Origin of the sequence: Streptomyces sp. Root1310 (assembly GCF_001426425.1) — a bacterium.
GTDB lineage: Bacteria > Actinomycetota > Actinomycetes > Streptomycetales > Streptomycetaceae > Streptomyces.
Window position 1 is genome coordinate 321969 of sequence record NZ_LMEQ01000003.1, and the last position, 22055, is coordinate 344023.

13 protein-coding genes are annotated in these 22055 nt (G+C 72.2%); 9 read left to right on the forward strand and 4 right to left on the reverse strand.

Annotated elements, in window-relative coordinates:
- Positions 1–2 precede the first annotated feature (2 nt).
- Positions 3–1241: an Ig-like domain-containing protein gene (locus tag ASD48_RS12490; RefSeq protein ID WP_079073739.1), complete on the reverse strand. Its 1239-nt coding sequence runs from the start codon at positions 1239–1241 to the stop codon at positions 3–5.
- A 185-nt stretch (positions 1242–1426) separates the two neighbouring features.
- Positions 1427–2671 (reverse strand): Ig-like domain-containing protein, encoded by a 1245-nt coding sequence (locus ASD48_RS12495; RefSeq protein WP_057601617.1) that lies wholly within the window; start codon positions 2669–2671, stop codon positions 1427–1429.
- Positions 2672–2824: 153 nt separating this feature from the next.
- On the opposite strand from ASD48_RS12495, the gene glgX reads away from it, so the two are divergent.
- From glgX to ASD48_RS12540, 9 genes are all read left to right on the forward strand, one after another.
- Positions 2825–5056, forward strand: a complete 2232-nt coding sequence (gene glgX, locus ASD48_RS12500; RefSeq protein WP_057601618.1) for a glycogen debranching protein GlgX — start codon at positions 2825–2827, stop codon at positions 5054–5056.
- 121 nt (positions 5057–5177) lie between these two features.
- The gene (locus ASD48_RS12505; protein WP_057601619.1) at positions 5178–6578 is read left to right on the forward strand and encodes a sulfatase-like hydrolase/transferase; all 1401 of its coding nucleotides are present in this window, start codon (positions 5178–5180) and stop codon (positions 6576–6578) included.
- Between the two features lie 236 nt (positions 6579–6814).
- Entirely contained in the window at positions 6815–8689 is a 1875-nt protein-coding gene (locus ASD48_RS12510) for an ABC transporter ATP-binding protein (protein WP_057601620.1), read from the forward strand.
- Positions 8686–10545: an ABC transporter ATP-binding protein gene (locus ASD48_RS12515; RefSeq protein WP_057601621.1), complete on the forward strand. Its 1860-nt coding sequence runs from the start codon at positions 8686–8688 to the stop codon at positions 10543–10545. Before ASD48_RS12510 ends, ASD48_RS12515 begins: the two co-directional genes overlap by 4 nt.
- A gap of 39 nt (positions 10546–10584) precedes the next feature.
- Entirely contained in the window at positions 10585–12474 is a 1890-nt protein-coding gene (locus tag ASD48_RS12520; protein WP_057601622.1) for an ABC transporter ATP-binding protein, read from the forward strand.
- Positions 12471–14243, forward strand: coding sequence for an ABC transporter ATP-binding protein (locus tag ASD48_RS12525; protein WP_079073738.1), 1773 nt, complete (start codon positions 12471–12473; stop codon positions 14241–14243). The genes ASD48_RS12520 and ASD48_RS12525 overlap by 4 nt, the downstream gene beginning before the upstream one ends.
- A gap of 538 nt (positions 14244–14781) precedes the next feature.
- Positions 14782–16830, forward strand: coding sequence for a M4 family metallopeptidase (locus ASD48_RS12530; RefSeq protein WP_057601624.1), 2049 nt, complete (start codon positions 14782–14784; stop codon positions 16828–16830).
- A 319-nt stretch (positions 16831–17149) separates the two neighbouring features.
- Entirely contained in the window at positions 17150–18814 is a 1665-nt protein-coding gene (locus ASD48_RS12535; RefSeq protein WP_057601625.1) for a M4 family metallopeptidase, read from the forward strand.
- Between the two features lie 72 nt (positions 18815–18886).
- Positions 18887–19405, forward strand: a complete 519-nt coding sequence (locus tag ASD48_RS12540) for a DUF1990 domain-containing protein (RefSeq protein WP_057601626.1) — start codon at positions 18887–18889, stop codon at positions 19403–19405.
- A gap of 80 nt (positions 19406–19485) precedes the next feature.
- Here ASD48_RS12540 and ASD48_RS12545 read toward each other — a convergent pair whose 3' ends face one another.
- Both ASD48_RS12545 and ASD48_RS12550 read right to left on the reverse strand, forming a co-directional pair.
- Positions 19486–20661: a hypothetical protein gene (locus ASD48_RS12545; RefSeq protein WP_057601627.1), complete on the reverse strand. Its 1176-nt coding sequence runs from the start codon at positions 20659–20661 to the stop codon at positions 19486–19488.
- A 95-nt stretch (positions 20662–20756) separates the two neighbouring features.
- Positions 20757–22049 (reverse strand): VWA-like domain-containing protein, encoded by a 1293-nt coding sequence (locus ASD48_RS12550; protein ID WP_242432579.1) that lies wholly within the window; start codon positions 22047–22049, stop codon positions 20757–20759.
- Positions 22050–22055 lie beyond the last annotated feature (6 nt).

The following is a 22055-nucleotide window of genomic DNA, read 5'->3' on the forward strand; positions in this document are numbered from 1 at the left end:
TGTTACTTCGTCCACTCCGCCCACGGGATGTTCCAGCCGTTGAGCCCGTTGGCCGGGTTGACCGTCGGGTCGGTGGAGTTCTTCACGACCACCACGTCGCCGACCATCGAGTGGTTGAAGAACCACGCGGCCGGCACGCCGCTGTCGTAGCCGCCGCGCACGTCCCGCAGGCCGATGCAGCCGTGGCTGGCGTTGTAGTTGCCGAAGGCGTCGCCGCCCCAGTAGTTGCCGTGCACGAAGGTGCCGGAGTCGGTCAGACGGATGGCGTGCGGGACGTCCTTGATGTCGTACTCGCCGTCGTAGCCGACCGTGTCACCGTTCATCCGCGTCACGGTGAACTTCTCGCTCATGACCATCTGGCCGTTCCAGGTGGCGTAGCCGGACTTGCCGGTGGTGACCGGGATGGTCTTGACGACCTTGCCCTCCTGCGTGACCTTCATCGTGTGCTTCTTGGCGTCCACGACGGACACCTGGTCGCGGCCGATGGTGAAGGAGACCGTCTTGGCCTGCTTGCCGTAGACGCCCTTGCGGCCCTCGACGCCGTCGAGGTTCAGCTTCACGGTGACCTTGGTGCCGGCCTTCCAGTACTTCTCGGGACGGAAGTCGAGACGGTCGTTGCCGAACCAGTGGCCCTGGACGTCGACGGCCGGCACGGTCGTGACGGTGATGGCCTTCTCCACGTCCTCCGGGTGGGTGATGCCCCGGGTGAAGCGCACCGAGAACGGCATGCCGACACCGACCGTGGAACCGTCCTCGGGCGTGAAGTTGCCGGTGAAGGTGTTCTGCGGGCTCAGCGTGGTGAAGGACGAGTCCTCGGCGGCCGTACGGCCCTCGGAGTCCTTCGCGACCGCGTGCACCTGGTACTTGGTCGCCCCCGCGAGGTGCGTGGCCGGTGCCCAGCCGGCGCCGTCCGCGGAGATCGCGCCGGCGACCGCCGTGCCCTTGTCGTCCTTGACGACGACCTCGGTCAGTTTGCCCTTGGCGGCCGTCACCTTCAGGACGCCGCTGGTGTCGACGTCCTTGGCGCCCGTCTTCGGGGCGATGGTCACGACCGCCTCGGACTGCTTGCTCTCCGCGGTGGCCGAAGCGCCCTTGCCCTCGGAGCCCGCGTCCTTCGCGGACCCGGAGTCCGAGTCCCCGCCCCCGCCGCAGGCCGTGACGGCCAGCAGCAGCCCGCCGACGATCAGCGCCAACCGCTTGTCGCGGCCGCGTGAGCGTCCCCCAACCGACGCCCCCGATATCGGTCGCACGTTCAAAGTCGTTCTCCCCACTCCCCCGGGCCCTCCCCGGGCCCGCACCGCGACGCGTCCCCCGCGTTCGCCGCATATTAACCACAAGGTCAACGGCCTGGACGGGCCAAGATTGTCACCGTTCAGTCCCAACTAGGACCGTGCGAACGCGGGGAAGGTTGCATCGGGGAGCGAGGTCATTTCAGGGCGCCGCCGGCGATCCACTCCTTCCAGGTCATGTTCCAGCCGCCCAGGCCGTTGTCCGGGGCGACCTGCTTGTCCTTGCTGTGCACGACCTCGATGACGTCACCGACGAGGGAGCGGTCGAAGAACCAGCCCGCGGGCGTGTCCGACGCGCCGCCCTTGACGTCCCTGAGGCCCACGCAGCCATGGCTCACGTTGACCCGGCCGAAGACGTCCTCCGCCCAGTAGTTGCCGTGCAGGAAGGTGCCGGAGCTCGTCAGCCGCATGGCGTGCGGCACGTCCGGAATGTCGTACTCGCCCTTGCCGTTCGCCTTCTTGAAGCCGACCGTGGCGCCGTTCATCCGGGTCAGCTCCAGCATCTCGGTCACCACCATCTTCCCGTTGTAGGTGGTGTTCTTCGGCGCCCCGGCCGTGATCGGCACGGTGGCCAGCAGCTCGTCGTCGCGCCGCACCTGCATGGTGTGCTGCGCCGCGTCCACCAGGGACACCTGGCTGCGGCCGACGGTGAAGGAGAACGACTTGTCCTGGAGCCCGTAGACGCCGGGCGCCCCCTCGACGTCGCGCAGCCCGAGCGTGACGGTGACCCGGGTGCCGGGCTCCCAGTACTCCTCGGGCCGGAAGTCGAGCCGGGTGTCACCGAACCAGTGCGGCCGGACGTCCACCGCGGGTTCGGCCGTGACCCGGATCGCGCGCTGGACCGCGGCCCGGTTCTCGATCTCCCGGTTGAACTCCAGCGAGACGATCATCCCGGTGCCCACGGTGGAGCGGTTCTCCGGAGTGACGTAGCCGATGAAGCGCTCTTCGGGGACGAAGGTGGTGAAGGTGGTGTGCCGGGCCGAGCGGTTCCCGTCGCCGTCCAGGGCGACGGCGTCGACGGTGTAGCGGGCGGCGAGCCCGAGCCGGGCGTCGTCCGGCCGCCAGCTCGATCCGTCCGCGGTGATCCTGCCCGGGACCGGGGTCTCCTGGGCGTCCTGCGACCTGACGACCTTGACGGACTCCAGCCGCCCGCCCGGTACCCGTACCGAGAGCCGCTCCTCGGGCCGTACCCCTTTCGTTCCGTCCGCCGGGGTGACGCGGATGACGTCCTCGGGGGCCGGGGGTTTGCCGAGCACCCGGTCGAGTCCGCTCCGGCTGTCCTCGCCGGTGCAACCGGCGGCCCCGGCCAGTAGTCCTGCCCATGTCAGTACGGCGGCCAGTGCGACCCCCGCGCGCCGTGCGCGCCCTTGTACGTGCCTCACATGGTGCCCAACGATCGGGCACGCTCCGGGGAAACGTGAGTGCGAGGGCCGCTCTGGGCAGAACTGGGAGGAGGACGACGCGACGGGGAGCCGCGGCCGGGACACCGCGCGCTCTTTTCCCACGTCGTTCCATGAGCCGCGGGAGGCTGAACGGTGTCCAGCGCAGCCGAGCAGGAGGCGGTGGCCGAACGCGCCACGCCGGACACCGTCTTGAACGGTGCGTCACGCAAGGTGCCGGGTCCACCCGTGTGGCCGGGCGCGTCCACACCACTGGGCGCCCGGTTCCGGGTCGGCCCGGACGGGGTCGCGGGCACCAACTTCGCGCTGTGGGCGGGTGGGGCGGAGTCGGTCGAACTGTGCCTGTTCGACGAGGCCGGCCGGGAGACCCGTGCCCGCCTCACCGAGCTCACGCACGAGATCTGGCACGGCTTCGTGCCCGGGATCATGCCCGGCCAGCGCTACGGCTACCGGGTGCACGGCCGCTGGGACCCGTGGACCGGCGGCCGCTGGAACCCGGCGAAGCTGCTCCTGGACCCGTACGCCAGGGCGGTGGACGGCGAGTTCAGCCTGCCGCCGGAGGTCTACGGGCATGTCCGTGACTGGCCCCAGCAGCAGGTCGCCGACACCGTGCGCGACGAACGGGACTCGGCACCGCACGTCCCCAAGGGCGTCGTCGTGCACGATGACGACGACTGGGCCGACGACCGCCGCCCCAAGACGCCCTGGGCGGACTCGGTGATCTACGAGCTGCATGTGCGCGGCTTCACCCGGCTGCACCCGGGGATCCCGGAGGAACTGCGCGGCACGTACGCCGGACTGGCGCACCCGGCGGCCGTGGAGCACCTGGTGAGGCTGGGCGTCACGGCGGTGGAGCTGCTGCCCGTCCACCAGTTCGCGCACGAGGACCATCTGCTGCGCAGGGGCCTGAAGAACTACTGGGGCTACAACTCCATCGGCTACTTCGCCCCGCACGCCGCGTACGCCTCCGCCGGGACGACGGGCGGGCAGGTCGGCGAGTTCAAGCGGATGGTGCGCGCCCTGCACGCGGCCGGCATCGAGGTGATCCTCGACGTCGTCTACAACCACACGGCCGAGGCCGGCGAGCTGGGACCGACCCTGTCGCTGAAGGGCATCGACAACCGGGGCTACTACCGGGTGCAGTCGGACGCGCGCAGGTACGCCGACTACACGGGCTGCGGGAACACCCTGCACGTGGTCCAGCCCCATGTGCTGAGGCTGATCACCGACTCGCTGCGCTACTGGGTGACCGAGATGGGCGTCGACGGCTTCCGTTTCGACCTGGCGGCGGCGCTCGCCCGCTCCATGCACGACGTCGACATGCTGTCCCCGTTTCTCGCGGTGATCGCGCAGGACCCGGTGCTGCGCCGGGTGAAGCTGATCGCCGAACCCTGGGACGTGGGGTCGGGCGGCTACCAGGTGGGCGCCTTCCCGCCCCTGTGGACGGAGTGGAACGACCGCTACCGCGACGCCGTACGGGACTTCTGGCGGCACGCGCTGCCGGACGTGCGGGAGATGGGCTACCGGCTGTCGGGGTCGAGCGACCTGTACGCGTGGGGCGGACGCCGGCCCTACGCGTCGGTCAACTTCGTGACCGCGCACGACGGCTTCACCCTGCGCGACCTGGTGTCGTACGACCGCAAGCACAACGAGGCCAACGGCGAGGGCAACCGGGACGGCACGAACGACAACCGCTCCTGGAACGGCGGCACCGAGGGCGAGACCGCCGACGAGCGGGTGCTGGCGCTGCGGCGCAGGCAGCTGCGGAACCTGCTCACGACACTGCTGCTGTCGACGGGCGTGCCGATGCTGGTCGCGGGCGACGAGCTGGGGCGCACCCAGCGGGGCAACAACAACGCCTACTGCCAGGACAACGAGATCAGCTGGGTGGACTGGGGGCTGCTCGAGGAGCCGGGGTGGCGGGCCCTGTTCGACCTGACCGCCCGGCTGATCGCGCTGCGCCACCGCCACCCCGTGCTGCGCCGCCGCGCCTTCTTCTCCGGGCGGGCGCACTCGGCGGACGGGCTGCGGGACCTCGCCTGGTTCACCGAGCGGGGCACGGAGATGACCGAAGGGGACTGGTACGCCCCCGCGGCGACCCTCGGGATGTATCTGTCCGGACGGGACATTCCCGGCCGGGACGAGCGGGGCGCGCCGATCACCGACGACAGCTTCCTCGCCGTCCTGCACGCCGGGGACCGGCCGGTGAGCTTCGTCCTGCCGGGGGCGCCGTGGGCGGAACGGTACGAGGTGGTCGTCGACACGTCGAGCGAGGAGCAGGCGGAGGCGCCGGGGGTGACGCACCCGGCGGGGATGCCGGTCACGGTGCCGGGACGGGCGGTGCTGCTGCTGCGGGTGGTGGGGTAGGACAACGTTTCAGTGCCATGAACTCCCCGGCGGATCGCTGGTCGCGGGACCGGACGGCTGATCACATGGGGGCAGCGCCCAGGCCGCCCCCCACCCTTCGCCTTCCGCACCGAGGACCCCCATGACCGAGATGTCCCGTCGTACCTTCGGCGGTCTCGTCGGCGCCGTCACCGCCGTCGCCGGTACCGCCACCGCCGCCGAGGCGGCCCCCGCCGAACAGCCGTTCCGAGCCCGTACCGCCGCCGCGAAGGGCGACCGCCCCAACCTCCTGGTCATCCTCGGCGACGACCTGGGCTGGGCCGACCTGTCGTCCTACGGCGCCCCCCACATCAGGACGCCGAACCTGGACCGGCTGGCCCGGCAGGGAGTGCGCTTCACCGACGCGTACTCGGGGTCGGCGACCTGCTCCCCCACCCGGTTCAGCCTGTACACCGGGCGATACCCCGGGCGCACGAAGGGCGGACTGGCCGAGCCGATCGCCAACAGGACGCAGGGCCTGGACCCGAACCACCCCACCCTGGCCTCGCTGCTGAAGAAGGCGGGCTACTCGACCGCGCTGATCGGCAAGTGGCACTGCGGCTGGCTGCCGGACTACAGCCCCACCAGGTCCGGCTGGGACGAGTTCTTCGGCAACCACGGAGGCGTGCTGGAGTACTTCTCCAAGCTGGGCCAGCTCGGTGACTACGACCTCTACGAGGGGGACGCCGAGTACAAGGACCTGCGCTACTACACCGAGGTCCTCACCGAGCGGGCGGTCGAGTACGTCGGCCGGGACCACGACAGGCCGTGGCTGCTGAACCTCAACTTCACCACCCCGCACTGGCCCTGGCTCGCGGAGGACGACGCCGAGACGGGCGCCGAGATCGCGGCGAGGATCCGAGCCGCGAAGACCCAGGCCGAGGTCGGCCGGGCCCTCAACCACTACGACGGCGGCTCGGTCGAGAAGTACGCGCAGATGGTGGAGAGCCTGGACGCGGCGGTCGGCGAGGTCCTCGCCGCGCTGCGCCGCTCCGGCCAGGAGGAGAACACGCTGGTGCTGTTCGCCAGCGACAACGGCGGTGAGCGCTACTCCTACAACTGGCCCCTCAGCGGACAGAAGTTCGTCCTGCTGGAGGGCGGCATCCGGGTCCCGACGATCGTCCGCTGGCCCGCCCGCGTCGACGGCCACCAGGTCAGCCACGCACCGAACGTCTCCCCCGACTGGACGGCGACCCTGCTGGAACTCGCGGGCGCCCGCCCCGATCCCGCCTACCCGCTGGACGGCCCGAGCCTCGCCGGGTATCTGCTGCGCGGTGAACGGCCGCCGGAGCACGACCTGTTCTGGCGGGTCCGGGCCAACCGGGCGCTGCGCCGCGGCGACTGGAAGTACTACCAGGACGCCACGAAGACCGACCACCTCTACAACCTGGCCGCCGACTCCCGTGAGCAGGCCGACCTCGCCACCGACCGGCCCGAGCTGCTCGCCGAGCTGAAGGCGGCCTGGGAGCGGACCGCGGCCGGGCTGCTGCCGTACACCGACTGAGTGGGCGTGACCGGTGAGCCGGCGCCCCGGTCCGTTCCACGGGCCCGGGCGGAGAGCGGCGTACCGGTCCGGGGCCCGGGACCCGCACCCCGGCCGGCTCGGCCGAACGTGTGTCGGCCGATCGGTTGACACCCGGGTACGACCCCTCGAACGCGCAGGTCGTAGGACCAGCGGACGAGCCCGGTCCGGCCAAAACTCGGTGGGCGTTGTCAGTGCCGGTCCGTAGGCTCGCGGTGATGCCCAGGACACCTGCAACCGCTTCCCAGGACCGCTCCGCCGTACGCTCCCTGCTGCGCCTGTGGCCGTACGTCCGTCCCGTACGGATACGGCTGTTCGCGGCCGCCTTCGTCGCCGTGCTCGCCTCCTGTACGGGGCTGGTCATCCCGCTCGTCCTGAAGTGGATGGTGGACGGCCCCGTGGCCGACCGGGACACGGCAGGGGTCTGGCTGGGCGCGCTCTGCCTGCTGCTGCTCGGGTTCGCGGAGGCGCTGCTGTTCGGGCTGCGGCGCTGGCTGGTGGCGCGTCCGCTGTCGCATGTCGAGGCGGAGATGCGGGCGGACCTCTACGGGCGGCTCCAGCGGCTGCCGGTGGCGTTCCACGACCGGTGGGCCTCGGGGCAGTTGCTGTCCCGGGCGACCTCCGACCTGGGTCTGCTCCGCATGTTCCTCGCCTTCCCACTGACGTTCCTGCTGGTCAACGCGGTGACCATCCTCTTCGGGGTGGTCATCATGCTGCTCCAGGACTGGACGCTCGGGCTGGTCATCCTCGGGCCGGCCGTCCCCGTCGTCGTGATGTGCGTGTACTTCGAGAACCGGTACGCGGTCGTGGCGCGGCGCGCCCAGGACCAGGCCGGGGACCTGACGACGGTGGTCGAGGAGAGCGTCCTCGGGATCAGGATCATCAAGGGCTTCGGGCGGCACCGCAGCCAGGCGCGGGCCTTCCGGGAACTGTCGTCGACGCTGCGCGGCACGGAGCTGCGCAAGGCCCGGCTGCTGGCCACGATCTGGGCCGTCATCGTGACGCTCCCGGAGGTGGCCGTCGGGGCGGCGCTGGTGCTCGGCGCGGTGCAGGTGGCGGACGGCGAGCTGTCCGCGGGCACCCTGGTCGCCTTCCTGTCGACGGCTCTCGCGCTGCGCTGGCCGGTGGACTCGATCGGGTTCCTGCTGGCGATGAGCCAGGAGGCCGCGACCGCGACGGAGCGCTACTTCGAGGTGATGGACGAGGCACCCGAGGAGCCCGACGGCCGGGGCGGACGCGGCGGGCTGGCCCCCGGGGCCGACGGCGGGCTGCGGTTCGACGGCGTCACCTTCCGCTATCCCGACGCCTCCCCCGACTCGCCGCCCACCCTCGACGGCGTCGACCTGCACATCCGGCCCGGCGAGTCCATGGCGCTGGTGGGGGCGACCGGCAGCGGCAAGACCACGCTCACGGCCCTGGTCCCCCGCCTGCACGAGGTGACCGCCGGCCGCATCACGCTCGACGGCGAGGACATCACCGCGATGTCCCGCGAGGAGCTGCGCTCGCGGGTCGCCGTCGCCTTCGAGGAGCCGACCCTGTTCTCCGCGAGCGTCGGGGAGAACGTCCTCATGGGAGCGGCCGACGGGGCGGGCGCCGTCGAGCTGGAGCGGGCGCTGGGCGTGGCCCAGGCGGACTTCGCGCACGCCTTGCCGCAGGGCGTGCAGACCCAGGTCGGCGAACAGGGGCTCAGTCTCTCCGGCGGGCAGCGGCAGCGCCTCGCGCTGGCCCGAGCCGTCGTCGGGCAGCCCCGGTTCCTCGTCCTGGACGACCCGCTGTCCGCGCTGGACGTGCACACCGAGGCGGCCGTGGAGGCGGCTCTGCGGCAGGTCCTCGCCGACACCACCGCGCTGATCGTGGCGCACCGCCCGTCCACCGTGCTCCTCGCCGACCGCGTCGCCCTGCTGTCCGACGGGCGCGTCACCGCCGTGGGCACCCATCACGAACTGCTGCGCAGCAACACCGAGTACGCCCACCTCATGTCCGGAGAGCCGTCCGGAACACCGTCCGCAGAGCCGTCCGGAACACCGTCCGCAGAGCCGTCCGGAACACCCTGCGGAACTCACTTCGGGGAACAGGAGGCCGACCGCCGATGACCGCCCCCACCACCGCTTTCCCCGTCACCGACGAGGAGCCCGACGTCCCCCCGCGGCCCGCCGACGGCGATCCCTTCGACCGGGACGTCCTGCCCACCCCGCCCGGCGCCACGGGCGCGCTGCTGCGTTCCCTGCTCGAACCCATGAGGGCGCGGGTCGCCCTCACCTCGCTCCTGCTGCTGCTCCAGCAGGCGGCCGTGCAGGCCGGCCCGCTGCTGGTGGCGTACGCCATCGACCGCGCCGTACCGGCGTTCCGGGCCGACGACCACGGGCCGCTGGTCGCGGTCGGCGTCGGCTATCTGCTGTGCGCGCTGGCCTCCGGCGGACTTCAGTACGCCTTCCTGATCGCCTCCGCCCGCGTCAACCAGGACGCGCTGCTCGATCTGCGCGGCCGGATCTTCCGGCACGCCCAGGCACTGAGCCTCGACTTCCACGAGCGCTACACCTCGGGCCGGCTCATCTCCCGCTCCACCACGGACGTGGAGTCGCTGCGCGAGCTGCTCAGCGAGGGCCTCCAGGAACTCGTGACGGTGATCCTCTCCTTCCTCTACATCTCGGCCATGCTGCTCTGGCTGGACCTGGGCCTCGGGGCCGTCGCGGTGGCCTCCTTCGTGCCGCTGTACCTCCTCGTCAGGATCTACCAGCGGCGCGCCGGACAGGTGTTCCGGGCCCGCTCCACCGCGATCGCGGCCGTGATCGTGAAGTTCGTCGAGACGATGAACGGCATCCGGCCGGTGCGCGCGTTCCGCCGCGAGCCCGTCAACGACGCCGACTTCCGCGTCCTGAACCAGCGGCACGAACGGATCAACGGCGACGCGCTCCTGGAGATGGCCCGGTACGTCACCGGATCGCGGCTGGTCGCCAACACGGCGGTCGCGGTGATCGTGCTGTGGGGCGCCACCCGGGTGACCGACGGCTCGCTGGAGCTGGGGGTGCTGGCGGCGGCCGTCCTGTACCTGCGGCGGCTGTACGACCCGATAGACCGGCTCGCCATGTTCCTCAACTCCTACCAGTCGGCGGCCGCCTCGCTGGAGAAGATCGCGGGGCTGCTCGCGCAGACGCCGTCCGTGCCCGAGCCGTCCACGCCGCGGGAACTGCCGCCGCCGCAGAGCGAACTGCCCGGCCGGGAGGTCGTCTTCGACGGGGTCTCCTTCGGCTACCGCACGGGGGGCGAGATCCTGCCCCGCTTCGATCTGACCCTGCCCGCCGGACAGACCGTCGCCGTGGTCGGCTCGACCGGCGCGGGCAAGTCCACGCTGGCCAAGCTGCTCGCCCGCTTCTACGACCCGTCCGAGGGGCGGGTGCTGCTGGACGGGGTCGACCTGCGTGAGCTGGCCGTGCCCGAACTGCGCCGCGGGGTGGTCATGGTGACGCAGGAGGCGTTCCTGTTCTCCGGGACGGTCGCCGAGAACATCGCCATCGGCCGGCCGGACGCGAGCCGTCCCGAGATCGAGCGGGCGGCGAAGGCGATCGGCGCGCACGAGTTCATCAGCGCCCTGCCCGACGGCTACGACACCGACGTCCGCAAGCGCGGCGGCCGCATCTCCGCCGGACAGCGTCAACTCGTGGCCTTCGCAAGGGCGTTGCTCGCCGACCCGGCCGTACTGATCCTCGACGAGGCGACCAGCTCGCTCGACGTCCCGGGCGAGCGGGCCGTGCAGGCGGCGATGGCGACGGTGCTCAGGGGCCGTACGGCGGTGGTGATCGCGCACCGGCTGTCGACCGTGGAGATCGCCGACCGGGTCCTGGTCATGGAGCACGGGCGGATCGTCGAGGACGGCAGCCCGGCCGGACTGATCGCGGGCAGCGGCCGGTTCGCTGACCTGCACCGGGCCTGGCGGGACAGTCTGGCGTGAGCGTCCGGGGGGAACCGCGGGGGCCGGAAGGACGAGTGGATGATCGACGCGTACGAGGATCCCGGCACGCCCGACAGCCGCGGCGGCTGGGCGTACCTGGCGTGGCTGGTGCGCTGCCAGCCGTGGCGGGCACTGGCCGGGGCGGTGCTGGCCAGCGTCTGGATGGTGCTGATGGCGGTGGCGCCGTACCTGCTGTCGAAGGCGGTGGACGACGGTCTCGAGCCCGGTGACACGACGGCGCTGGCCGGCTGGACGGCGGCTCTGTTCGCGGTGGGCGCGTTCAACGCCTGGGTGAGCATCATGCGGCACCGCACGATGACCCGGGTGCGCATGGACGGGTACCTCCGCACCACCAAGGTCGTCGTCGGGCACACGCTGCGGCTCGGCGCGGCGCTGCCGCGCCAGGCGGAGGCCTCGGAGGTCGTCACCATCGGGGTGAGCGACGTGCACACGATCGCGGGCGCGCTGACGGTGATCGGGCCGGGCGTCGGCTCGGTCGTCGTCTATGTCTTCGTCGCCGGGCTGCTGCTGTCGGTGTCGCCGCTGCTGGCGGCGGTGGTGCTGCTGGGGATGCCGGTGGTCGCGGTGCTGGTCGGCCCGCTGATGGCGCGGTTGCAGGGCACGGAGACCGAGTACCGGGAGCGGCAGGGAGTGCTCACCGCGCGGATCGGCGATCTCGCGGGCGGGCTGCGGGTGCTCAACGGGCTCGGCGGCAAGGAGCTGTTCGCGGCCTCCTTCGACCGTGACTCGCAGCGGCTGCGGGCGCAGGGCTACCGGGTCGGCGCGGTCACCAGCTGGATGCAGGCGCTCGGGGTGGGCCTGCCGACACTGTTCCTCGCCGTGGTGACCTGGCTGGCGGCCCGGCTCGCCGCCCAGGGGGACATGACCGTCGGCGAGTTGGTGTCGGTGTACGGCTATGTCGCGGTCCTGATCGGCCCGGTGGCGTTCCTCGTCGACATGGGCTACCAGCTCAGCCGGGGCGTGGTGGCCGCCCGGCGCGTCGTACGGCTGCTGCGGCTGGAGCCGGCAGCCGACACCGACACCGGCACCGGGACCGACAGCGGCACAGGCACCGGCACCGGTGTCGCCGACGCGCCCGCCGAGCCGTCGGTGCTGCACGACCCCGTCTCGGGTGTGCGGGTGGCGCCGGGCCGGCTGACCGCGCTCGTCTGCGCCCGGCACGCGGACGTGACCGCCGTCGTGGACCGCCTCGGCCGGTACGGCCCCACGGACGCCACCTGGGGCGGGGTACGGCTGGACGCCGTCCCGCTGGACCAGGTCAGGGACCGGATCCTGGTCGCCGACAACGAGGCCGACCTGTTCGCCGGGAGCCTGCGCGAGGTGGTGGGCGGACGGCGTGGGCCCTCCCCGGCGGACGTCGGGCGGGCGGTGCGGGCGGCGGCCGCCGACGACATCGTGCGGGGCCTGCCGGAGGGGCTCGAGTCACCCGTGACGGCGCAGGGCCGCAGCCTTTCCGGCGGCCAGCGGCAACGGGTGCGGCTGGCAAGGGCGTTGCTCGCCGACCCCGGGACACTGCTGGCCGTCGAGCCGACATCGGCGCTCGACGCGCACACGGAGGCGGCGGTCGCCCGGCGGCTGCGCGCGGCACGGACCGGCCGGACCACGGTGGTGACCACCACCTCCCCGCTGCTCCTCGCCCAGGCGGACACCGTCCACTACCTGGTCGACGGAAAGGTGGCGGCGACCGGCCACCACCACGACCTGCTGGAACGGGAACCGGGATACCGGGCCTTGGTGGCACGGGACACCGACGACACGGACGACATGGCGGACACCGAGGCCACCGAGGCCACCGACGACACGGCGGACACCGAGGCCACGGACGACACCGACCTCACGGATCCGGCCCCGGGTGAGACGAACACAGGCGCCGACGCCGGTACCGGCGCCGAGGAGGTCGTGCGGTGACAGTGGTCGACGAGGGCGCGGGCCGGTTGCCGGTCGCCGAGCCCGGTGAGGTGCGCCGGGCGGCGGTCCGGCTGTTGCGGGCCGACCGGCGGGCCTTCGCCGGCGCCCTCTTCCTGAACGTGCTCGCCGCCGGGGCCGGCCTGGCCGGGCCCTGGCTGCTGGGGCGGATCATCGACGAGGTGCGGGCCGGACACGGGACCGGGGCCGTGGACCGGCTGGCGGCGGCCATCCTGGCCTGTGCGCTCGCGCAGCTGCTGCTGGCCCGCTGGGCCCGTTACGCGGGCCACCGCTTCGGTGAGCGGACGCTGGCGCGGGTGCGGGAGGAGTTCGTCGGGCGGGCGCTCGCGCTGCCCGCGTCGGTCGTGGAGCGGGCCGGCACCGGCGATCTGACCACGCGCGGCACCGCCGACGTGGCGGCCGTGGGCACCACCCTGCGGGACGCCGGGCCCGAGCTGCTGGTCTGCACGGTCCAGGCGCTGTTCACGCTCGGCGCGGTGTTCGTGATCGACCCGCTGCTCGGGGCGATCGGAGTGCTGGGCCTGACCCCGATCTGGTTCGCGCTGCGCTGGTATCTGCGGCGGGCGCGCGCGGCCTACCTCGCCGAGGGCGCGGCCACCTCCGAGGTCGCCGAGATCGTCGCCGCCACCGCGTCCGGGGCGCGCACGGTCGAGGCGTTCCGGCTCCAGGAGCGGCGGACGGCGGCCAGCCGGGAGGCGCTGGAGATCTCGCGCCGCACCCGCTTCCGCACCCTCCACCTGCGTTCGGTGTTCTTCCCGGTGATCGAGGTGTCGTACTCGCTGCCGGTGGCGGGCGTGCTGCTGCTGGGCGGCGCGCTGCACGCGCGGGGCGCGATGAGCCTGGGCGCGGTGGTGGCGGCCGCGCTGTATCTGCGGCAGTTCACCGAACCGCTCGACCAGATCCTGCTGCGCGTCGAGCAACTCCAGAGCAGTGGCGCCTCGTTCGCCCGGGTGGAGGGACTGGCCAGGGCGCCGCGCGCCGAGCCGGACGGCGGGGCGCCCGCTCCTGCGGACGACCGGATCGACGTGACGGGCGTCCGGTACGCCTACGAGCGCGGCGGCGAGGTGCTGCGCGGGGTCGACCTGACGGTGCGGCCCGGGGAGCGGCTCGCGGTCGTCGGCCCGTCGGGCGCGGGCAAGACCACGCTGAGCAGGCTGCTCGCGGGCGTGGACGCGCCGAGCGCGGGCACGGTGACGGTGGGCGGGGTGCCGGTCGCGGAGCTGGCCCCCGAGACGCTGCGCCGTCAGGTCGTGCTGGTCACCCAGGAGCACCATGTCTTTCTCGGCACGGTCCGCGACAACCTCCTGATCGCCGAACCGGCCGCGGAGGACGGCCAGTTGTGGGCGGCGCTGGCAGCGGTCGGAGCCGCCGACTGGGTCCGGGAGCTGCCCGGCGGCCTCGACGCCGTGCTCGGCGCGGGCGGTACCCGTACGGACGGCTCGCAGGCCCAGCAACTCGCCCTCGCCCGGGTGGTACTGGCCGATCCGCACACGCTGATCCTGGACGAGGCGACGGCGCTGCTGGATCCGGCGACGGCCCGGCACACCGAGCGGGCGCTGGCCGCCGTGCTCCGGGGCCGGACCGTCATCGCCATCGCCCACCGCCTGCACACCGCGCACGACGCGGACCGGGTCGCGGTGATGCAGGACGGCCGTATCTCCGAACTCGGCACGCACGAGGCGCTGGTGACGGCGGACGGTACGTACGCGGCGCTCTGGCGGACCTGGCACGGGGAGCGGACCGACCCCTGACCCGCCCCTCGCCCCGGCCGGGAAGCGGGCAGGGCAGCCGCGCGCCGACCCGCGGAGGCCGGACACGGCGGGGCGCGCGCGGCTGGGCAGGGGTGGGGTGGGGAGGGGAGGGCTGGGCCGCGGCAGGGCGGGAAGCGGAGGCCGTTGCGGTGGCGGCGCGGGCTCGGGCTCGGACATCGGACTCGGGCTCGGGCATCGCACTCGGGCTCGAACTCGGGCTCTCGGGCTCTCGGGCTCTCGGGCTCGCCTGAGCATGGTCCCTTCTGACCGCTCGACATGACCGGTCGGCCAATCGACCGCATATCGAACATGAACTACCGGACAACGAACTGTTTCCGGCCAACTTCCTGACGCGCTCCTGACAGATAGCGCAATCCACTGCCACTCTTCCCACTGCTGGTTCACAGCAACCCCACAGCTAAGCCCGCTCCACGTTCCGCCTTTGTTCTGCGTACCGCCTTTGTCGTGCCCGCACGGCTCACCCGCCGTCGGGTCTCCCCTGGCCGCGTGACCCGTGGCCGCGCAGAAGGAGTCAGTGTTGAGCAGCAGTCCCTCTCGCAGACGCACCCCCCACAGCACCTCCCGTCGTGCCGCGGCCGTCGCCCTCGTCGGCGTCTCCGCGCTCATCGCCGCCGCCGTGCAGTCCGGCGCCGCGACCGCCGCCCCGGTGAAGGCACCGCAGGCGGCGGGTCAGGCCGACCCCGGCGCCGAGTCGGTACGCCTCACCCCCGCCCAGCGTGCCGCGCTGATACGCGACGCGGACGCCGGCAAGGCGGCCACCGCCAAGGAGCTGGGTCTCGGCGCCAAGGAGGCGCTCGTCGTCCGTGACGTCGTCAAGGACGCCGACGGCACCCTGCACACCCGCTACGAGCGCACCTACGGCGGTCTGCCGGTCCTCGGCGGCGACCTCGTCGTCGAGACCGCGAAGTCCGGCGCCACCGAGGCCGTCACCAAGGCGACCCGGACGGCGATCAAGGTCGCCTCGCTCTCGCCCGTCGTCAGCGCGGCCAAGGCGCAGAAGCAGGCGCTGAGCCTCGCCGCGGCCGCGGGCGCCGAGCAGGCGGACACCAACCGCGCCCCGCGCAAGGTGATCTGGGCGGCGAACGGCACCCCGGTCCTGGCGTACGAGACCGTCGTCGGCGGCCTCCAGGAGGACGGCACCCCGAACGAGCTGCACGTCATCACCGACGCCACCACCGGCGCGAAGCTCTACGAGTACCAGGGCATCGAGACCGGCACCGGCAACACGATGTACAGCGGCCAGGTGACCCTGGGCACCACGCAGTCGGGGTCGACCTACAACCTGACCGACGGCGCGCGCGGCGGCCACAAGACGTACAACCTCAACCGGGGCACCTCCGGCACCGGCACGCTCTTCTCGGGCCCCGACGACGTCTGGGGCACCGGCGCCGCGTCCAACCTGGAGACCGCGGGCGCCGACGCGCACTATGGCGCGGCCCTGACCTGGGACTACTACAAGAACGTGCACGGCCGCAGCGGCATCAGGGGCGACGGGGTCGGCGCGTACTCGCGCGTGCACTACGGCAACGCGTACGTGAACGCGTTCTGGTCCGACAGCTGCTTCTGCATGACGTACGGCGACGGCTCGGGCAACACCCACCCGCTGACGTCCATCGACGTGGCCGGGCACGAGATGACGCACGGCGTCACCTCCAACACCGCGGGTCTCAACTACAGCGGTGAGTCCGGCGGCCTCAACGAGGCGACCTCGGACATCTTCGGCACCTCGGTGGAGTTCTACGCGCAGAACGCCTCCGACGTCGGTGACTACCTCATCGGCGAGGAGATCGACATCAACGGCGACGGCTCGCCGCTGCGTTACATGGACAAGCCGAGCAAGGACGGCGCGTCGAAGGACAGCTGGTACTCCGGGATCGGATCGGTCGACGTCCACTACTCGTCCGGCCCGGCGAACCACTTCTTCTACCTCCTGTCGGAGGGCAGCGGCACCAAGACCATCAACGGTGTCACCTACAACTCGGCCACCGCGGACGGTCTGCCGGTCACCGGCATCGGCCGCGACAAGGCCGAGAAGATCTGGTTCCGCGCGCTGACCACGAAGTTCACCACGACCACCAACTACGCGGCGGCCCGCACCGGCACGCTGGCGGCGGCCGGTGAGCTGTACGGCACCACCTCCACCGAGTACAAGGCGGTGCAGGACGCGTGGGCCGGCGTGGCGGTCGGCGCCCGTTCCGGCGGGGGCGGCGGTGGCGGCACCTCCTTCGAGAACACCGCCGACGTATCGATTCCGGACAACGGGGCGGCGGTCACCTCCTCGGTCACCGTCTCCGGCCGGACCGGCAACGCGCCCTCGAACCTCGCGGTGGCGGTCGACATCGTCCACACCTACATCGGTGACCTGCAGGTGCAGTTGCTCGCGCCCGACGGCACGGCCTACACGCTGAAGGCGTACGGCACCGGCGGCAGCACGGACAACCTCAACACCACGTACACCGTGAACGCGTCCTCCGAGGTCGCCAACGGGGTCTGGAAGCTGCGGGTCCAGGACAACGCGGCCCAGGACACCGGCTACATCAACAGCTGGAAACTGACCTTCCCGTAGGTCACAGGCCCCGCAGGGGCCGCGTACAGCCGACCGACGGGCCTCGCACAGGACGCCGTCCCGGAGTCTCGACTCCTCCGGGGCGGCGTCCCCTTTTTGCCGTCGCCTTACCTACGCCCTGTTGGCCTTTGACCCAGGTCAAGTCCGTTTACATTCCGGCAATGTTCATCCGGCAGTTGATTTTCAGCCAACATCACTTCGGGGTCCTGACATGTACGCGCCTTGATGCCAGTCTTCCTGTCACCCGCCGCACAACTTCACAGCAGTCACGGACAGCCACCCCACGCTGCCCGGGCACCCCCACATCCAAGGAGCTTGTGTGACCTCCCTCTACGCGCGTCACAAGCGCACCACTCTGGCCATCGCCACCGCCGTCGCGGCCGGAGCCCTGGTCACCACCGGCCTGACCGCCGGTACCGCCGCCGCCCAGGCCCCGACGGACGCCACCGGTGGCACGCCCCTCGCCGTGCCCACCGCGCTGGCCCCGGCCGCCCGCACCGCCCTGATCCAGGACAAGCAGGCCGACGCGCCCGAGACCGCGCAGGAGATAGGCCTCGGCGCCCAGGAGAAGCTGGTCGTGCGCGACGTCGTGAAGGACGCGGACGGCACGGTCCACACGCGCTACGAGCGGACCTACGCGGGTCTGCCGGTCCTCGGCGGCGACCTGGTCGTCCACGAGTCGGCCGCGGGCGCGAACAAGGGTGTCACCAAGGCGACCAGCACCACCATCAAGGTCGCCTCGCTCACCCCCGTCGTCACCGCCGCCAAGGCCGAGAAGCAGGCCCTGACCCTCGCCAAGGACGCCGGCTCCGCCAGCACCGAGGCCAGCGACGCGCCCCGCAAGGTGATCTGGGCCGGCAACGGCAGCAAGCCGGTCCTGGCGTACGAGACGGTCGTCGGCGGTCTCCAGGACGACGGCACCCCGAACGAGCTGCACGTCATCACCGACGCGGCCACCGGCAAGAAGCTGTACGAGTACCAGGGCATCGAGACCGGCACCGGCAAGAGCCTCTACTCGGGCACGGTGACCCTCGGCACGACCCTCTCGGGCTCGACGTACCAGCTGACCGACGGCACGCGCGGCGGCCACAAGACGTACAACAAGGCGCACGGCACCAGCTCCTCGGCGGGCACCCTGTTCACCGACGCGGACGACACCTGGGGCACCGGCGCCGCCTCCAGCTCGACCACGGACCAGACGGCCGCGGTCGACGCCGCGTACGGCGCGCAGGCGACGTGGGACTTCTACAAGTCGACGTTCGGCCGCAGCGGCATCAAGAACAACGGCGTCGCCGCGTACTCCCGCGTCCACTACGGCAACGCCTACGTGAACGCCTTCTGGGACGACAGCTGCTTCTGCATGACGTACGGCGACGGGTCGAGCAACACCCACCCGCTGACCTCGCTGGACGTGGCCGGCCACGAGATGACGCACGGCGTCACCTCCAACACGGCGGGCCTGAACTACTCGGGCGAGTCCGGCGGCCTCAACGAGGCGACCTCCGACATCTTCGGCACCGCCGTCGAGTTCTACGCGGCGAACACCTCCGACGTCGGCGACTACCTCATCGGCGAGAAGATCAACATCAACGGCGACGGCACCCCGCTGCGCTACATGGACCAGCCGAGCAAGGACGGCGGCTCGGCCAACTACTGGTCTTCCTCGCTGAAGAACCTGGACGTGCACTACTCGTCCGGCCCGGCGAACCACTTCTTCTTCCTGCTGAGCGAGGGCAGCGGCAGCCGGACCATCAACGGGGTCAGCTACAACTCCCCGACGTACAACAGCTCCACCCTCACCGGCATCGGACGCGCCAAGGCCGTCCAGATCTGGTACAAGGCGCTGACGACCTACATGACCTCGACGACCACCTACTCGGGCGCCCGCACGGCGACCCTGAGCGCGGCGTCGGCGCTGTACGGCTCGACCAGCACCGAGTACAAGGCGGTGGCGGCGGCCTGGACGGCCGTCAACGTCGCCTGACGACCGGCCAGTCGAGACAGGGCGGTACCCGGGACGAAGGCATCCCCGGGTACCGCCCTACTCTTGGCTCCCATGTCCTCGAAGGCCTTCACGTACGACGAAGTCGGCGCGACCCGCGACCGCCCCGGCCACTGCCCCCCGGGCTTCCGCCCCCTCCACGTCCGCACCCGCCTCGGCGAGGGCCATGAGGTCTTCCGCCGAGCCGCCGAAGCGGTCATGACCTGGGAGATGCACCGCGCCCTCGGCGTGGGCATGGACACGACCGCGGAACGGGCGGCCCCCGACGTCGACGTCACGGTCACCGTGGCCGGCTTCATCAAAGCCCCCTGCCGCGTGGTCTGGACGATGGAGGAACACCGGCGGGCCGGCTGGGCGTACGGCACCCTCCCCGGCCACCCCGAATGCGGCGAGGAGTCCTTCGTCGTCGACCGCACGGGAGACGGCACGGTCTGGCTGACGGTCTCCGCCTTCAGCCGCGGCGCGAAGTGGTACGCGAGGGCCGGCGGACCGGCGACCCGCGGCCTGCAGCAGGCGTACGCACGACGGTGCGGGGTGGTGCTGCGGGGGCTGTGCGGCGGCGACGAGTCCTAGCCGCGAACGGGTCGCGGCCGGGCGGGCCGCCCCTGTGCACCACGCACCGCGCACCATGCACCACGCCACGCGCCGGCGGGTCAGGTCCGGGACACCACGCCGCAGCCCTCGAAGTGCCCGGCGAGATCCTGGCTACGGTCGTAGGGGTCCGTCGTCGGGCCGGTCGCGGGCGCGCCCGTGGGCTCGGCCGTCCCGAACTCGGGGTGCAGATAACCGTCGTAGACGTCGCAGGCGGAGTTGCCGATCTCCTGGTCGTACTTCGTGACGGTGATCTTCCCCGGTGTGACGACCCACTTGTCGGGATCGAACAGCTCGATGTCGACGACCCGGCGCACGATGGTGCGCTCCACCTCGGTCGGAACGTCCTTGTCGACCCGCACCAGCGGATACACGAAGGTGTAGTCGGCGTGCACGACGACGGAGGCGCTCTCGCCCGCCTCGAACGTCATCCGTCCCCGCGTCTTGACCACGTCACCGGCCAGGCGCAGTTCGGCGGGGTCGAAGCGGCTGAACATCAGCACCGGGTCGTGCTCCTCGTCCGGCTTGCCCAGCGAGGTGTCCAGCAGCTCGAGCAACTCCTTCTGCCGTGGCTCGATCACGGAGAGCGCCGTCTCGGGACGTCCGCCGCGCAGGGTGACCGGATCGAGGTTCGCGTCGATCAGCAGCTTCCGGGTCTGCTGAAGTGCCTGCTCCACCTGGGCCTTGGACAGCGATCCGACACGGGTCGCCTTCGGCGGCACGATGCCGGCCGCGCCGTCGGCCCACTGCAGCGCCGGGGAGCCCGCGAACGGCCGCTCGATCGTGGGGATCGCGACGCCCGCCGCGCCGGGCGCGCCGGTCGGGGCGCCGGTCTCCAAGGGCAACGGCGAGGCGGAGACGGCGGACCGGGGCTCGCCGACACCGAAGGGGTTGCCCGGCAACAACGACGGCCGCATCGCCACGACGGCCATCGCGACCGCGACGGGCCCGCCGAGGAAGACCCACCGCCGTCGCCTCCTGCGAGACGCCCGCTCCTGCATCCCCTGCAGATCCGCGACGGTGCGCCACCCCGTGGGCGTCACCCCGCGCGCCTCCTGCTGCCGCAGCCGCTCCGTGACCTCGCGGGCCCGCGCGGACGGCTCCTTCGGCGCGGAGTCGGGTATCTCGCGTTCGCTGTCCCGGACGAACTTCGCCCACTCCTCATCGGATATGGAGCTGCCGTCCCCCTTCCCCTCGGACGAACCGGATCTGTGCTCTTCGGACGGTCTGTCAGACACGCGCCCTCGGCCTCTCTCTGTGTCGATCACCGGGCCGCACAGCCTATGTCAGCCCTGATCAGACATGGCGGGAGGCCTGGTACCGACCGGTCGCCTCACCCGATCTCCACCACCCGGGCCCAGGCCGGCGGCTCGTCCGGTACGTAGTCGGGATCGTCCTCGTCGTACGACGCCGAGCCGCGGGGGAACAGGCCCACCACCGTGCGGCACGGCGGGCGGGTGCTCGGCCAGGGGGTCTGGCCGTCGGTCAGGGCGACGATGACGTCGGGTCCGGGCCGCGCGCGCAGGGCCTTGGTGAAGCCGGCGCGCAGATCAGTACCGCCCCCGCCCATCAACGGGATGCCCTCGCCCCGGCACAGCGGGTGGACGATACGGGCCGCCGCGTCGCACGGCACCACGGTGACCAGATCGCGCCGGCCGCCCACGGCCCGGGAGATCGCGGCGACCTCCAGGATCGCGCTGCCCAGTTCGGCGTCGCTGACCGATCCCGAGGTGTCGATGACCACGCTCACCCGGGGCGGTCTGCGGCGCAGGCTCGGCAGGACCGTGCCCGGGACGCCCGCCGACCGGCGGGACGGCCGGCCGTAGGAGTAGTCCTCCCCGGCGCCCGGGGCCGAGGCCGCCGAACGGACCGCCGCGCCCAGCAGATCCCGCCACGGCTGGGGCGGATGGAAGGCCTCCTCCGCCCACCGCCGCCATCCCGCCGGGGCGGTCCCCCGGCGGCCGGCGATGCCCTGCGCCACCCTGAAGCGGACGGCGTCCCGTTCCTGTTCGCTCAGGCCGTGCGCGCCGTCCGGGCCGAGCTCCCACTCCCGTTCCCGTCCGTCGGCGCCGCTGCCGCAGTCCAGCCAGACCAGGTTCTGGGTGTGCGGTCCGAGCCCGAACTGGCGCAGGTAGTCCTCCATCAGTTCGCCCGACCGCAGTCCGAGGGAGCCCGGCGTGACGGCGCCCTCGGGCTCGACCAGCCCGTCCCCGAACGCGTCGTCGTTGATCTCGCAGTCGGCGGCGATGTTCATCCGCAGCCGCTCCCCCGCACCGGTCAGCCCCCGCTCCCGGGCCACCCTCTCGCTGCGCCCGTGGTGGTCGCGCAGCAGGTGCGACACCTCGTGCACCCACACCCCGGCCAGCTCCTCCACCGGCATACGGTCCACGAACGCCGGTGAGACATAGCACCGCCAGTGCCGGTCCACGGCCATCGTCGGCACCCGGCGCGACTCCACCGGGTGCAGGGCGAACAGGGCCGTCGCCAGGTAGGGCCGGGCCCGGGCGGCCTGCAGCCGGGCGGCGAAGAGCTTGTCGAGGTCCAGGGGCCTCGGCCGCACCGCGCCCCGGCGCCGGCCGGTGACGCGCCGCACCTCGTCGGCGGTCAACCCCTCGTCGGCGGTCATCCCCTC

Coding starts and splice junctions, on each gene's coding strand:
- ASD48_RS12515 (WP_057601621.1), top strand. CDS start 8,686: ATGACCGCCCCCACCACCGCTTTCCCCGTCACCGACGAGGAGCCCGAC.
- ASD48_RS12540 (WP_057601626.1), top strand. CDS start 18,887: ATGTCCTCGAAGGCCTTCACGTACGACGAAGTCGGCGCGACCCGCGAC.
- ASD48_RS12505 (WP_057601619.1), top strand. CDS start 5,178: ATGACCGAGATGTCCCGTCGTACCTTCGGCGGTCTCGTCGGCGCCGTC.
- ASD48_RS12510 (WP_057601620.1), top strand. CDS start 6,815: ATGCCCAGGACACCTGCAACCGCTTCCCAGGACCGCTCCGCCGTACGC.
- ASD48_RS12520 (WP_057601622.1), top strand. CDS start 10,585: ATGATCGACGCGTACGAGGATCCCGGCACGCCCGACAGCCGCGGCGGC.
- ASD48_RS12550 (WP_242432579.1), bottom strand. CDS start 22,049: ATGACCGCCGACGAGGGGTTGACCGCCGACGAGGTGCGGCGCGTCACC.